The following is a 13,304-nucleotide window of genomic DNA, read 5'->3' as shown; positions in this document are numbered from 1 at the left end:
ACTATTTACCATTTTACTCAAAATAATATATGCAACAATTTAATTTTAGAAATAATACTTTAAATCTTAAAGTCAAAAAATCGCCATTGGCAGTTAGAATTGTAATGTTTTTTTTTGCGTTTGCCTTTTTTATTTTTCCTTTGGTTGGAACTATTGTAAGTGTTTTGACCGGAGGCGGATTGCAAATTGGCTATTTTATAGGGATTGGAATATTTGGGTTGATGGGTTTTTATCTTCTTAGAGTTTCACTTTGGAATACATATGGCGAAGAGACTATAGAAATTTTGAATGGTAAAGTTATTTATGAAGCCAGTTATGGTTGGTTTAAGGATGGAAAAAAGGAGACTGCAATATCAGTTCCAAAGTATTCTTTTAAATCAGTTGGATATGAAGAGGATAATCAAGCAGTATTGAAAATTACGGATGGAGAATCTGAAGTAGAATCTGTTGTAAAAATGTCAATGGAACAATTAGAATCATTGTTGTTTATTTTAAATAAATAGAATTATGAGAATAAAAGTTTTAGTCATTCTTTAAAGACGATAGTAATTCCAAGTACTTTTTTTATTCCCCAATATTAAGAAATGGTAATAATATAAAAAATGTAAGATTATTTTGTAATATATAACTGATTTATTCGTTAACTTTAAATGTTTAATCAATTAAAAAAAAATATCTATTATGAAAATTAAATCTATTTTATTAGGAATGGGTCTTGCTGTTTCTTTAGTGGCTTGTGGTCCAAAAGATGCAGATATTCAAAAAGACATTGATGCACAAATTAGCGCTCTTCCGGGGGTTGAAGTTTCTGTAGAAAAAGGTGTTGCTACTATTTCAGGTACTTGTAACGATGAAACAATAAAACAAAGCGCTGAAAGTATTGTAAAAGGAGTAAAAGGGGTTAAAACAGTAGTAAACAATTGCGAAATTCCAGCTCCGGAACCTGTAGCTACAACTGCTCCGGTAGAAATTAATGCTGATGGTGTATTGACTACTTCGGTAAATGATGTGGTAAAAACTTATAGTGGTGTAACTGCTACTGTAAAAGATGGTGTTGTAACTCTTACAGGAGATATCAAAAAAGATCAATTACCAAATTTGATCAAAAGCGTACAGGAACTAAAACCTAAAAAGGTAGAGAATAAGTTAACTATTAAATAAGAAAGTCATGAGTGTAAAAGATAAATACAAAGAGTTAACAGATTTGGCTACAAATTTAGGAATAGCAAATTTGCAGGTAAGAGAACAAGACAATGTATTGTATGTTGACGGTACAGCAAAATCAGCAGAAGACAAAGAAAAAATTTGGAGTGCTTACGGAAAAATAGATCCTGATTTCAGATCAGCTGATGCAGTTATTAATATTGTTGTTGCCGAAGGAACAACTACTGAATATACAGTAAAAGGTGGAGATTCATTATCTAAAATTGGAAAAGCGCACGGGGTTTCCTGGGAAGCAATTTTTGAAGCCAACAGAGATATAATTAAAAATCCTGACCTAATTCAGCCAGGTTGGAAACTAAAAATACCAACAGCGTAATTTAGTTTTGTGTTGTTATTGAAAGTCCGTCTTATGATGGACTTTTTTTATGTTTTGAATTGAAATGGCACACGGATGACACGGATTTTTTTATTTAGTCATTCGTGAGGAATTATAAGTCTGAATAAAATTAAAATTAAAATTTACTACGTTGTTTAAGTATTACCAAAAATTGGTAACTTTGAATTAATTTATAAAATGCTATGGGACGAAATACTTCAATATCACTAGGAAATCATTTTGAAAACTTCATTGAAAATAGTCTTTCTAAGGGAAGATTTAAAAACGCGAGTGAAGTAGTTAGAGCCGGATTACGCCTTTTAGAAGAGGAAGAAAGTAAAATAATTATTTTGAAGAAGGCAGTTCAGGATGGAATTGACAGCGGACGCGCCGAAAACTTCGATGCCAAAAAACATCTTGAAAGTTTAAAAGCAAAGAGAAAAAATGGCTAAATATTATCTAACTAATAAAGCGGTTGACGATTTAGCTACTATTTGGGATTATACTTATGATGAATGGTCAGAAAATCAGGCGGATAAATATTATCTTTTACTTTTAAATTCATGTCAGGATATAGCCGACAATCCTAGTCTCGGCAAAAAATACGATAACGTAACAGAAAAATTGTTGGGTTTTAAATCGAATCAGCACATAATTTTTTATCAGATTATTTCAAATAAAGAAGTTGAAATCATTAGAATTCTTCATGGAAGAATGGATTTGAAAAGTAAGTTTTAAAGTTTTTCGGGGCTAGACAATCATTTTCATAAGGGGACTTAAGATTATACATTACGTTTGTCATCCTGAGCGAAGTCGAAGGCACACCAATTGAAACGTGGGCTTCGACTTCGCTCAGCCTGACACATGATCAAAACATAAAGTAATTCAGCAAATGAGATTGCTTTGTTCCTCGCATGACAAAAATCCGTGTAAATCCGCGTTTTTGCGAGCAAATCCGCGTCATCTGTGTGTTGTGGCAAAGATTACAGAATTACTTTGTCGATTTACGAGTGTGATCCTACGTACCAGAATGACAAAATACACTAAAATCTTCTTATAAATCCTAAAGCCCTAGCCCTGATGGAAGCGGCATCCTTTTTCTTGCTTCTTTAGCAAGAAAAAGATATAGCGGACAGCAGGAAATAGCTCCTAAAAAATATATTATTCATCACTATCACTTAAAGGTTGCTTTAAAATAGAAGTTCTTAAGCGGTCTTCGTTTTCATCTCCCCATTTTCCTAAAGCAGAAATTATAGGTATGAGTGTTTTTCCAAAATCGGTTAGGCTGTATTCGACTGTGGGAGGCATTTGTGCGTAGATAATTTTTGATACTAATTCGTGCTGTTCGAGTTCTTTTAGCTGGATATTTAAAACTCTTCTGGAAGCATCAGGAATTTTTCGCTGCAGTTCGCTTGGGCGCTGAAAACCTTCGTTGATGAACCATAACAAGCGGATCTTCCATTTGCCATAAAGCACTTCTCCAATCAGATCCAAGCCACAATTTAAGTTCAAAGGGATTTTTCTTTCATACATAAATACAAATTTAACCCAATGTTCTAAACTGCACAATAGGGGAAAAATTTATCCCTATGCAATTCGGTTTTCCGTAATTGTGGGAACCGGTCGTACTGCCGAAATTTGCCTTTATAAAATCAAAACAAATGGAAACACAATTAAATTTTAATAATGAGTTATCAGGCAAAATTGCTTTGGTAACCGGCGGTACAAAAGGAACGGGAAAAGCAATTGCAGAACGATTGCTGAATGCTGGAGCAAGGGTTATTATTACGGCAAGAAACAAACCTGAGATGGAGAATAAAGAGCTGCATTTTATTTCGGCAGATTTGAGTACTTCAAACGGTTCGGCAAAAGTAATTGACGAAATAAAAGCAAAGTTTGGCCAACTGGATATTCTGATTAATAATCTTGGAAGTTCAGAAACTCCCGGTGGTGGTTTTGGAGCTTTGATGGATGAAGATTGGGAACAAACTTTTCAGGCGAATTTATTTGCTCCGGTACGATTAGACAGAGGTTTTTTGCCCGGAATGATTCAGCAAAAGTCTGGTGTAATTATTCATATTGCTTCGATTCAGGGAAAATTGCCTTTGTACGATTCGACTTTGCCTTATGCGGCCGCAAAAGCGGGATTGATTAATTACAGTAAAAGTTTATCGAATGAAGTCGCACCAAAAGGTGTTCGCGTACTTACGGTTTCTCCGGGCTGGATCATGACAACATCGGCAAAAAGAATGATGGAAAGAATTGCCCAAAGTTCGAATGGTACAATCGAAGAAGCGACTGAAAGTGTGATGAATGCCTTGGGCGGAATTCCTTTTGGCCGTCCTGCACAACCTGAAGAAGTAGCAGAGCTGGTTGGTTTTCTGGTTTCGCCAAGAGCAAATTATCTAACCGGAACCGAGTTTGTAATTGATGGCGGAACGATTCCTACGATTTAGATGATAACAATTATAAAAAAGCAATTTTGCACAGAAATTGATTGTTTGTAAGTTGATTATTTATGTCGCTGAGTTTAAGCAACCTTAAACTCAGCGACCTATTATTTACCTTCCTCTAATGCTTAAATCAAATAAAAATTTTGCCGTTTCCTGATCTGAGTCGGCTGAGAAGCCTGCTACATAAACGCCTTTTTTGCCTGATGTTGATTTAATTCCGTATACAACTGCCTCATCGCCCGGGTCTGATTCCCCTTCGTATCGATACACATGTACAATTTCAAATTTTTCAGGATTTTTTTTAATCAGGTCCGAGTTTAGATTAAAATCACAAGTAAATCCTTTTTCATGTAATTGATCCAGAGCTTTTGAAACAGTTGCGTAGTGATACATTCTAATCATGATAATTGAATTTTAAAATTATGGATTTTAAAGATAACCAATTTAAAATTAAATCATTATGATAATAGGCCAAAAATCTAAAATTTAAAATGATTATTGTTAGTAGATAAAACGCTACTTTTGCACCGCAGACCGCCTTATCGTCGTCCTGATTTATCGGGAGGGAGGAAAGTCCGGACACCACAGAGAAGCATAGCGGGTAACACCCGTCGGTGTTAGAAATAACGCAAGGACAAGTGCAACAGAAAGTATGTACAGGTAATGCTGTAGTGAAACCAGGTAAACTCTATGCGGTGAAATACCAAGTATATCAGCATTTAAGGGCTTCTCGTCCGTTGTTGAAGGGTAGGTAGCTTGAGTCATGTAGTAATACATGATCTAGATAAATGATAAGGCCTTGATTTATCAGGGACAGAATCCGGCTTATAGGTCTGCATTTTTTATATATTTGTGAAACGCTCTAATCTTTTTTCGCGAATATAATTCTCTAAAAAATATTCTTAGAATTTAATCGCTTTGCGTAATGACACGCTGATGGCATGGATTCGCTTTCGCGAAAGCACGGATTTAAATGCATTTTTATTCTCATTTTTGTCATCCTGAGCGAAGTCGAAGGAACGCAAGCAGCTCCGTAATATATTGGAATTTGGAATTTAAAAAATTGGAATTTATGACAAGAATCGGAATTTTAGGACTCGGTGGAGTAGGTGGTTATTTTGGCGGACTTTTAGCGAAAGCATATTACAAATCTGATGAAATCGAAGTGATTTTTATCGCTCGTGGTGAAACCCAAAAATCAATTGCTGAAAGTGGATTGAAGATCATTACTGATGATTCAGAAACTGTGGTTTATCCAAAATTGGTTTCGAATAATCCGGCTGAAATTGGCGTTTTAGATTATCTAATTTGTGCTACTAAAACCTATGATATCGAGGAAAGTTTGCTTTCATTACAGCAATGTATTTCTAAGGAAACTGTAATTCTTCCGCTGTATAATGGAGTTGATGCACCCGAACGTATTCAGAAGATATTTCCTGAAAATGATATTTTACAGGGTTGTGTTTATATTATTTCGATGATTTTTTCGCCTGGAACAATCAGGAAAATTGGCTTTTATGAAAAGTTGTTTTTTGGATCTAAAACGGCTTCGGTTTCAAAATTGAATGAATTACAAAACATCTTTCAAAAAGCTAAAATCGAAAGCTATCTGGTAGAGAATATTGAAGAAACGGTTTGGGAGAAATTCATATTTATTTCGGCTCTGGCTTCTGTCACTTCTTATTTGAACTTGAATATTGGACAGATTTTAAGCAATCCTGATGCTAAAGCTGTTTATGTCGAATTGCTTAAAGAAATTGAATTGGTAGCCAAAGCCAAAGGTTTACAACTACCAGATGATATTGTAAACCAGACTATTATAAAACTAGAAAAATCGCCTAAAGAAGCGACTTCATCTATGCACAGGGATTACTTGGCAGGTAATAAAATAGAAGCAACTTCGCTGACAAAATTTGTGGTCGAAGAAGGTTTGAAATATGGCGTAAAAACTCCGCTGTACGAAAAAATAAGTACCGTTTTATTGTCTTAAAAAAGTTTAAGCTTCGTCTTTTGTGGCGCGCACTAAACTAATTCCTGACATAAAAAACACTATACCTAGTATACCGTAAATAATTAATGATTTAATGTCTCGCGTTTCGCCTGACGTACCTGCAAATATAACAGCAGTATAAATCAAACCAACGATTCCGAGGATGGTTAATAATCCTCCGAAAAATCTTTTTAGGTTCATGATGTTTGGTTTTTAAATGTTTTATTACAAATGTATTACGTACGTTGTTTAAATAGTTATACAATTGGTTCTAAAACTTATATCATTTACAGTATATTTATTTCGTGCTGAAATTTTTACCACATATTTATTTGTAAGAAAATATTTTAATTTTTGATTTGTTTGTATTGTTTTAATCTTATTTTTGATCCAACAATTTAAAAAACAAACATGAAGAAAAATTATCTGTTTTTACTTTTGGCTGTTCTTTGTATTAATGCTGTTCAGGCGCAGGATGATGCCGCGGTTTCAGTAGTTAAAAATCAATTTAAAGTTAACTTGCTATTTCCCGCATTTGTTTATGAGCATGGTTTTGATGCTAAAAACACACTGTATTCTGAGGTAACTTTAGGAGTTGGTTATCGTTATAGCAGTTATTATGGAACAAGCTGGTATGTTTTTCCTACGATCAACGAACAGTTCCGTCATTACTATAATCTGGAAAAACGAGCTGCAAAAGGAAAAAGAACCGCTCGTAATTCAGGGAACTTTTTAGCAAGCATCTGCTTATTACAACTTTGAATCATTAAATACCAACGAAAAATATGGTAATTACGATCCATCGTTTACTCTGGCGGCACTTTGGGGTTTTCAACGTACTTACAAAGGGAGATTCAATCTTGAGGTGCATTTAGGACCGGGAGTAAATTTTGACAAATATGATACTGAATTTGTCCCTGTTACTAATTTTACCTTAGGTTGGGTTATCGGGAAATAATCAAAAGAGATATAGTAGAAAACCTTGAGAGATCAAGGTTTTTCGATTTTAAATTCTAACCCAATATTTCGAGTGCTTTCTATTTTTATTTTTGGATCTGAATTAAAATATTTTCTAAGTCTGCTGATAAAAACATCCATACTTCGTCCTGAAAAATAATCGTCTTTTTTCCAGACAGACATTAAAATTTGGTCTCTTTTTAATAACTGGTTATGGTTCAGGTATAAATATTCAATAAGAGAAGCTTCCATTTCTGTGAGCTGCTGCACGTGATTTTTATTATTGAGGGTTAATCTTTCATTATCAAAAACATAAGAACCAATTTCAATGATATTATCTCCGTTCAGACTTCGTTTTTGTTCGATTCTCTTTAGAATGTTATTCAAACGCAAAATGAGTTCGTCGACTTCAAAAGGTTTTATGATGTAATCGTCAGCACCTAGTTTTAATCCAATGATTTTGTCTTCTTTTAACTTTCTAGCAGTTAAAAAAATAAATGGAATTTCGGGGTTAATTGTAATTATTTTTTCGGCCAGTGAAAACCCGTCCAATTTTGGCATCATGACATCAAAAATGCAAATATCAAAAGCCTGGTTTTTAAAATAGTCTAAAGCTATTTCTCCATTTTGTGCCCAGATCACTTCAAATTGATGCAATTCTAAATATTTTTTTAGAATTCCGGCAAAATCAAAATCGTCTTCGGCTAAAAGTAATCTTTTCAAAATAAGGTAATTAAACTTTTAATAATATAGTAAACTGAGTTCCTTTTCCTAAATCACTCACCATGCTCACAGAGCCCTGATGCGCTTTTATAATTTGATCAACATAATACAATCCTAAACCTAAACCTTTTGTATTATGAAGATTTCCTTGTTCTACGCGATAGAATTTTTCGAATAAAAGTGATTGTTTGTTTTTCGAAATACCAATTCCATCATCTTCAATACTAATCGAAAATTGATTTTGGTTGAGATTTGTTTTTATTGTAATAGTATTAGAACCATATTTTACGGCATTTTCCAGAACATTTAAAAGTGCTGTAGTCAAGTAAAATTTATCCAGAATAAGGTTTGTGTTCTGAGTTTGAAAATTGGTTTTAATGTCGATTTTAGGATACGTAATCTTGAAATCATTGATTATGGTTAATAGAAAATCCTCTGTTTCTATTTTTTCTTTTTGCAGGTCGATTCCGTTTTCAGCCAAAGAATTTGCCATAACCTGATCGATCAAATTTTGTAAACGATTGTTCTGGCGTGAAATCGTGTCGACAATTGCATTAAAATTTTCGTCATTATCTCTAATGTCTTTTCTTTCTAATATTTTCGTCGAAATACCCAAAGTGGTCAAAGGCGTTTTGAGTTCGTGCGTGATATTATTGATAAAATCGGTTTTGATTTCGTTTACTTTTTTTTGCTTGATTAATGCTTTTATAGCAATAACAAAAAGCGTTATAAGGGTTACTATAGAAAGTAAAGACAGAATTAAAATGAACGTCATTCGTCTTAAAATAATCATTTCCCAATCGATTACAGACACATACATCGAATCTTCTGTCAATAACTTGTAATCCCTATTTTCGAAAGTGCCGCTAGAAGTTCCAACGTAATTTCGAACTAAAAAAGCTTTATTTAAAGATAATAGATTTCCGTATAATTTGTTTCGAATAAAAGGTTTCTCGGAGAAAATAGTATCGATTTTTTTGGCGTTTTGGTACAGTACAAATTTGTTTAGTACAATTGCAAAATCTATTTTTAGGTTGGGCAAATCTCTCTTAAACTTACGCTGAATCTTTTGAGTTAAAACATCATTGTATTCGTTTTCGAGAATATACTTTTTAACCTCAATTTTGGTGTTTTTTCCCTGAATATAATTTTCTGATAATTGTTTGTAAAGAGCTTCTTTTTTAGAAACAATTACCGAATCAATATCCCCATAATTATTAGAGATTTGAGCAATTTCATTCTTGATTTCGGTATGAAATTGCGCCACTTTATAATCGTAAGTAGTTTTTACCAAATAGCATTGTACCGCTGATAAAACGATCAGAGCAACGACAGAAAAGGCTATTAGTAAATTGATTCTTTGTTTCATTAGTTGTTTTTGTTATGGCTCGCGGATGACACGGGTTAAACTTGTTTACACGGATTTATATTTTATGTATCATATCAAACAGACTTTGCAGATTTATAAAAAATAAATCCGTGTAAATCCGTTCCATCCGTAAAATCCGTGGGTTATTCCCAATTCAAAAATAATGTTTTTGAGAGACAATCAGCACATTAACTCCGCATTAACCTTCAATTAACCTACGGAACCTTTTTTTAGAAGCACTTTTGCAGGATTGCAACTTAAATCCAACCAAAAATGAACCTTTATTTGCCCTTGAAAATTTTCCTGATTTTGTTTTTCTTCCTGCTTTCTTTATTTGGATATGCGCAAAATAAAACGCCAAAAGACAGTATTTCGAATAAACTTAATGAAGTTGTTGTGACTCAGAACAAAAAAACTTTCACTAATACAAACGGAAATATAAAAGTGGATGTCGCTAATTCTATCTACAATTCGATCCCGAATACGGTTGATTTATTAGCGAAATTACCAACGGTTCAGGTAAGTTCAGATAAAGAAAGTATCTCGGTTGTTGGCCGCGGAAATCCTTTAATCTACATCGACAATCAAAAAGTAGGAATGAACGATTTGAATGCTTTGGCTGTGGCCGATATTAAAACGATCGAAATCATCCAGAATCCATCTTCTAAATATGAAGCCGAAGGTCGTTCTGTAATTCTAATTACGCGAAAATTTAACAAAAAAGACGGTTTTAGGACAGAGATTTCTGAGGTTGCTTCTTTTAAGAAAAAGTACAGCAATTATCTTGGTTTTAATACCAGTTTCAAAAAGAATAAAATCGAATGGAAAGCTAATTTTAATTATAATAAATTACAACCCTGGGAAAATCATAGCATTGATTATCAAATTCCTGATGCTGAAATTGCTTCTAAATATGATGTAACTGCTTATTCTAAAAAGCGTCAATTTGTTTTTGGAGGAAGTTTGTTTTACAAAATAAACGAAGATGATTATTTTTCGTTGAGTATAAATAGTAAGCTTCAAAAAGATCTTTTTCCTATCAATACAATTACTGATAATAAAAACAAAGAGGTAATAAATAATGTTGTGACATATAGTGATAATGAAAATAAAAAGAATTTTGTAAACTCATTCTTGAATTATTCCAAAAAGATAAAGTCTATAGATACGCAGGTTTTTACAGGTTTTCAATACTCTAATTTCGATCAGGGAATGTGGAGTCAGGTCGAAAATAATTATAATAATACGCAGTTTGAGTTGGCACAACTTCGGGATCAAAAATTTAAGGTCAATGTTTTTTCTGGTAAAATTGATGTTGAGAAAAAGTTTAAAAACGAGATGAAATTTGAAATAGGTGGATTGTATGCTTCCGCAGATTCAAAATCAGATTTGGATATAGTGTATTATGAGAATAGTGAAAATGAAATAAGTCATTATGATTTTAAAGAGCAAAATCTGGCAGGTTACAGTCAGCTTTCCGGAAAGATTAAAAAAGTCGATTTCTCGGTTGGTTTTAGAGTAGAAAACACCAATGTAAACGGAAAGTTTAAAACCGATTTAGTGCCTTTGATCCATAAAAACTACACTAATTTTTTTCCGAAAGTGCAATTTTCAGTCGCAATAGACAGCACGAAAAGCATTAGTATAAATTATGCCAAGAGTATTTCGAGACCTAATTATTCGTCTTTAAGTCAGGGAACAACCTATATAAATCCTTATTTTTTGTATGCCAGAAATATCAATTTGGATCCTACGATTGTCAACGAGATTTCTTCAACATTTCAGTATCACGATAAATCGGTTAAACTAACCTATTATCAAAATACAGATCCGGTTTATAATAGTTTTTTCTTTGATAAGGATTTGAATATAATGACTTTTAAAGACGTTAATTTTGATAAGGAATCTGCATTTGTTCTCGATTTCGAATTGCCTTTTACATATAAATTCTGGACGATAACCAATTCTTTGGTTTTTGTTTCAGAGAAGATCGAAGATGCTTCAGCGGTATTTTTATCTTCAAACAACGAATTTAAACTTCCAAAAGGATATACGGCGGTTCTTGCTTTTCGAGGCGTTACAAAACAAAACAAAGGTGTTTTTGAAAGAAATGCCAGGGCAATTGTAGATATGTCGTTTTCGAAAACTTTCTTTAAAAATTGGAATTGCAGTCTGAACTTTAATAATGTATTTAAAAAGATTAATGAAGAAGAAGTATTTACTATAAATAATATCAATTCAAAAGCCAGGTATTTAGTTGATGAACATGAGATTTCAATTTCAATTAAGTATTCTTTTGGAAAAGTAAAAGAAACCGAATTTAAAGGGAAAAGCATGGAGAAAAACTCCGGTCGGGTGAATTAAAAAAGGAAATCATTTGAATTATTCATGGGACTTTTTTTGCTCTTATTTTTCATATTTAAGAATTTTTATAAGAATAGTTTATGTTAAATATTTGTTTTTTTAAGTTAAATCTTACTTATTGTAGAAATTAACATTACTTTTGGTTTTTAGTCTAACCGATAATATGTTATGAGAAATTTTAAACAAGGTGCTCCACAATTGATTTTTGAGAATTTTAGGATTATTCTGTTAATGGGAATAATCCTCTTTAGAATTAACATAAAAAATCAATTAATTTAAACTTAATAAATGAAAAATATAAAATTTACAGTAAATAAATGCACTAGTATAACTATAGCGTTAATAAGTCTAATGCTATTTGCATGTGACAATAATTTCGAAGAAAATGAAAAAAATGCAACTCAAAATAATGCTATTGAGGAAATTAAAATAGTAGATGGAACTGTTGAAATTGAAAATAAGGCTAGTCTTAAGAGCATTTTTAACTCTTATCAAGAAAGTGCTGAAAAACAAAATGATTTTAATAAAGTAGTAAGACGTATTCAGCGAAAAGGGTTTAAGCCCTTAACTCCCATTTTTGATAAAGATGATACTGAAGAAGTACAAAAATTTGTAAATCAAAAAAGGTCAAGAATCGCTAAAAGAAATGCAGAATATGGTTTTACCTCAAAAGGAATTGATGATATTGATCTGGAAGATGAGTTAATTTCAGACCCTGTCTTAGCCAATTTGTTAAATGAAGATAGAGAAATAATTGTTGGAGATAGCTTGTACAAGTATACTGAGACTGGGCTTTATTTCTGTAAAAAAGAAGATAAGGATAAATTGTATAGTTATTTAGATAGATTAAATTTTTCTCAGAAAAAGGCAATAATTCAAACAAATAAAAATTTAACAAATAAGTCTTCGAATTCTTCTGAGATAATTCAAGTTACCGATGAAATATCTAAATTTGCGCCACTTAAAGCTTCTCAAAATCTTATGCAATATGATGGAGATTATGGTAGCGGTTTGCCTCATGTTCCGTATATTCCTAAGCAAAATGAAAGTCCAAAATTAATTAAACAAAACCTTGAAATAGCTTATGTAGAGGCAAATAGTATTTGGGAGAAAATATTTGGTGCATCAGAAAAAGCAGAAGATTATTATAGTGATAATAGAAGAGTTCAGGTTAGTTTTTGGAATCAAAATTATTTTTTATTTTCATCAGTAGGTTGCAGTGTTAGACTTCAAAAAAGAGAAAAATTGTTAGGAGTATCTTATTGGGAGAAATCATACGCTGATATTATAGAGCTTGGAGTTAATGATGTACAGTATGATTACAAATTTAATACACCAAAGTATGATCTAGCAGCTTATAACTATAACACGGTTTTTTTTGAATACAAAGGGGTGAAATATAATATTGATGGAAAAATTATTAATAAAACGCCAACTGAAGGTCCAAAGTTTATTTTTGATACTGGCGATCCGGAAGCTGGATTAACAATATTTATACATAACGAACAATACGATCTACTATCAGCAAAAGAGTTAAATAAAGCTATAGATGAAATTGCAAAACTATTTGTTAAAAATCTGCCATCTATTTATGATAAAACTATTTTAAATAACAAAATAAAAGATGAGACTTTAAAATATAATGTCGTTAAAGCACCATCATTAAGCAATACTATTACTTTTAAAACATTAAATATAAAATGGAATCGCAATGATGATAATTCAATTACTCATTATTTTGATTTTAATTTTTTATTTACATGGAAAAGCTCATATAATGATGCGGGTGACTACCTAAAAGGATTGTCTGGTGCAACTAAATATTCTAATGTATCAGTAGATCTTTATGGTGCAGCATTGCATAATGGCGAGTGGAGAGGCCGTAGGTTGATTCTAAATGGAAATTAA

15 protein-coding genes and 1 other RNA gene are annotated in these 13,304 nt (G+C 32.3%); 11 read left to right on the top strand and 5 right to left on the bottom strand.

The features are described from left to right. Positions 1-29 precede the first annotated feature (29 nt). The 5 genes from LNP81_RS22895 (at position 30) to LNP81_RS22875 (ending at position 2,278) form a co-directional block, all read left to right on the top strand. Positions 30-503: a hypothetical protein gene (locus LNP81_RS22895; protein ID WP_230039595.1), complete on the top strand. Its 474-nt coding sequence runs from the start codon at positions 30-32 to the stop codon at positions 501-503. 178 nt (positions 504-681) lie between these two features. Further along, entirely contained in the window at positions 682-1,161 is a 480-nt protein-coding gene (locus LNP81_RS22890; protein ID WP_230039594.1) for a BON domain-containing protein, read from the top strand. 7 nt (positions 1,162-1,168) lie between these two features. Beyond that, a complete protein-coding gene (locus LNP81_RS22885) occupies positions 1,169-1,540 on the top strand; it encodes a LysM peptidoglycan-binding domain-containing protein (protein ID WP_230039593.1) in 372 nt (123 codons plus the stop codon). A 203-nt stretch (positions 1,541-1,743) separates the two neighbouring features. Then, positions 1,744-1,992, top strand: coding sequence for a type II toxin-antitoxin system ParD family antitoxin (locus LNP81_RS22880; RefSeq protein WP_230039592.1), 249 nt, complete (start codon positions 1,744-1,746; stop codon positions 1,990-1,992). Beyond that, positions 1,985-2,278, top strand: coding sequence for a type II toxin-antitoxin system RelE/ParE family toxin (locus LNP81_RS22875; protein WP_230039591.1), 294 nt, complete (start codon positions 1,985-1,987; stop codon positions 2,276-2,278). Before LNP81_RS22880 ends, LNP81_RS22875 begins: the two co-directional genes overlap by 8 nt. A gap of 423 nt (positions 2,279-2,701) precedes the next feature. Here LNP81_RS22875 and LNP81_RS22870 read toward each other — a convergent pair whose 3' ends face one another. Next, entirely contained in the window at positions 2,702-3,073 is a 372-nt protein-coding gene (locus LNP81_RS22870) for a winged helix-turn-helix transcriptional regulator (RefSeq protein WP_230039590.1), read from the bottom strand. Positions 3,074-3,201: 128 nt separating this feature from the next. Here LNP81_RS22870 and LNP81_RS22865 point away from each other — a divergent pair, with 128 nt between their 5' ends. Continuing rightward, the gene (locus LNP81_RS22865) at positions 3,202-3,996 is read left to right on the top strand and encodes an SDR family oxidoreductase (protein ID WP_230039589.1); all 795 of its coding nucleotides are present in this window, start codon (positions 3,202-3,204) and stop codon (positions 3,994-3,996) included. A gap of 105 nt (positions 3,997-4,101) precedes the next feature. On the opposite strand, the gene LNP81_RS22860 is transcribed toward LNP81_RS22865, so the two are convergent. Next, complete coding sequence (locus tag LNP81_RS22860) at positions 4,102-4,395, bottom strand: SH3 domain-containing protein (protein ID WP_230039588.1); 294 nt, start codon at positions 4,393-4,395, stop codon at positions 4,102-4,104. 124 nt (positions 4,396-4,519) lie between these two features. On the opposite strand from LNP81_RS22860, the gene rnpB reads away from it, so the two are divergent. Together rnpB and LNP81_RS22850 are read left to right on the top strand one after the other, a co-directional pair. Then, positions 4,520-4,837: RNase P RNA component class A (rnpB, locus tag LNP81_RS22855), an RNA gene on the top strand. 228 nt (positions 4,838-5,065) lie between these two features. Then, complete coding sequence (locus LNP81_RS22850) at positions 5,066-5,983, top strand: ketopantoate reductase family protein (RefSeq protein WP_230039587.1); 918 nt, start codon at positions 5,066-5,068, stop codon at positions 5,981-5,983. Between the two features lie 6 nt (positions 5,984-5,989). Here LNP81_RS22850 and LNP81_RS22845 read toward each other — a convergent pair whose 3' ends face one another. After that, on the bottom strand, positions 5,990-6,184 hold the full coding sequence (locus tag LNP81_RS22845; RefSeq protein ID WP_055096600.1) for a hypothetical protein: 195 nt from the start codon (positions 6,182-6,184) through the stop codon (positions 5,990-5,992). A gap of 210 nt (positions 6,185-6,394) precedes the next feature. Between LNP81_RS22845 and LNP81_RS22840 the strand changes: the two genes are divergently transcribed. Beyond that, positions 6,395-6,745, top strand: a complete 351-nt coding sequence (locus LNP81_RS22840) for a hypothetical protein (protein ID WP_230039586.1) — start codon at positions 6,395-6,397, stop codon at positions 6,743-6,745. A gap of 228 nt (positions 6,746-6,973) precedes the next feature. On the opposite strand, the gene LNP81_RS22835 is transcribed toward LNP81_RS22840, so the two are convergent. Further along, on the bottom strand, positions 6,974-7,663 hold the full coding sequence (locus LNP81_RS22835; protein WP_230039585.1) for a response regulator transcription factor: 690 nt from the start codon (positions 7,661-7,663) through the stop codon (positions 6,974-6,976). 10 nt (positions 7,664-7,673) lie between these two features. Beyond that, complete coding sequence (locus LNP81_RS22830; RefSeq protein ID WP_230039584.1) at positions 7,674-9,032, bottom strand: sensor histidine kinase; 1,359 nt, start codon at positions 9,030-9,032, stop codon at positions 7,674-7,676. 273 nt (positions 9,033-9,305) lie between these two features. On the opposite strand from LNP81_RS22830, the gene LNP81_RS22825 reads away from it, so the two are divergent. After that, complete coding sequence (locus tag LNP81_RS22825; RefSeq protein ID WP_230039583.1) at positions 9,306-11,396, top strand: outer membrane beta-barrel family protein; 2,091 nt, start codon at positions 9,306-9,308, stop codon at positions 11,394-11,396. 288 nt (positions 11,397-11,684) lie between these two features. Further along, the gene (locus LNP81_RS22820; RefSeq protein ID WP_230039582.1) at positions 11,685-13,304 is read left to right on the top strand and encodes a hypothetical protein; all 1,620 of its coding nucleotides are present in this window, start codon (positions 11,685-11,687) and stop codon (positions 13,302-13,304) included.

The sequence above is a fragment of the Flavobacterium piscisymbiosum genome (assembly GCF_020905295.1).
Classification (GTDB): domain Bacteria; phylum Bacteroidota; class Bacteroidia; order Flavobacteriales; family Flavobacteriaceae; genus Flavobacterium; species Flavobacterium piscisymbiosum.
This window is presented reverse-complemented; position numbering and strand designations above follow the sequence as displayed.

What these genes read in the sequence shown, in the direction of transcription:
- LNP81_RS22895 (WP_230039595.1), top strand. Translation starts at nt 30, where the DNA reads ATGCAACAATTTAATTTTAGAAATAATACTTTAAATCTTAAAGTCAAA.
- LNP81_RS22890 (WP_230039594.1), top strand. Translation starts at nt 682, where the DNA reads ATGAAAATTAAATCTATTTTATTAGGAATGGGTCTTGCTGTTTCTTTA.
- LNP81_RS22885 (WP_230039593.1), top strand. Translation starts at nt 1,169, where the DNA reads ATGAGTGTAAAAGATAAATACAAAGAGTTAACAGATTTGGCTACAAAT.
- LNP81_RS22880 (WP_230039592.1), top strand. Translation starts at nt 1,744, where the DNA reads ATGGGACGAAATACTTCAATATCACTAGGAAATCATTTTGAAAACTTC.
- LNP81_RS22875 (WP_230039591.1), top strand. Translation starts at nt 1,985, where the DNA reads ATGGCTAAATATTATCTAACTAATAAAGCGGTTGACGATTTAGCTACT.
- LNP81_RS22870 (WP_230039590.1), bottom strand. Translation starts at nt 3,073, where the DNA reads ATGTATGAAAGAAAAATCCCTTTGAACTTAAATTGTGGCTTGGATCTG.
- LNP81_RS22865 (WP_230039589.1), top strand. Translation starts at nt 3,202, where the DNA reads ATGGAAACACAATTAAATTTTAATAATGAGTTATCAGGCAAAATTGCT.
- LNP81_RS22860 (WP_230039588.1), bottom strand. Translation starts at nt 4,395, where the DNA reads ATGATTAGAATGTATCACTACGCAACTGTTTCAAAAGCTCTGGATCAA.
- LNP81_RS22850 (WP_230039587.1), top strand. Translation starts at nt 5,066, where the DNA reads ATGACAAGAATCGGAATTTTAGGACTCGGTGGAGTAGGTGGTTATTTT.
- LNP81_RS22845 (WP_055096600.1), bottom strand. Translation starts at nt 6,184, where the DNA reads ATGAACCTAAAAAGATTTTTCGGAGGATTATTAACCATCCTCGGAATC.
- LNP81_RS22840 (WP_230039586.1), top strand. Translation starts at nt 6,395, where the DNA reads ATGAAGAAAAATTATCTGTTTTTACTTTTGGCTGTTCTTTGTATTAAT.
- LNP81_RS22830 (WP_230039584.1), bottom strand. Translation starts at nt 9,032, where the DNA reads ATGAAACAAAGAATCAATTTACTAATAGCCTTTTCTGTCGTTGCTCTG.
- LNP81_RS22825 (WP_230039583.1), top strand. Translation starts at nt 9,306, where the DNA reads ATGAACCTTTATTTGCCCTTGAAAATTTTCCTGATTTTGTTTTTCTTC.
- LNP81_RS22820 (WP_230039582.1), top strand. Translation starts at nt 11,685, where the DNA reads ATGAAAAATATAAAATTTACAGTAAATAAATGCACTAGTATAACTATA.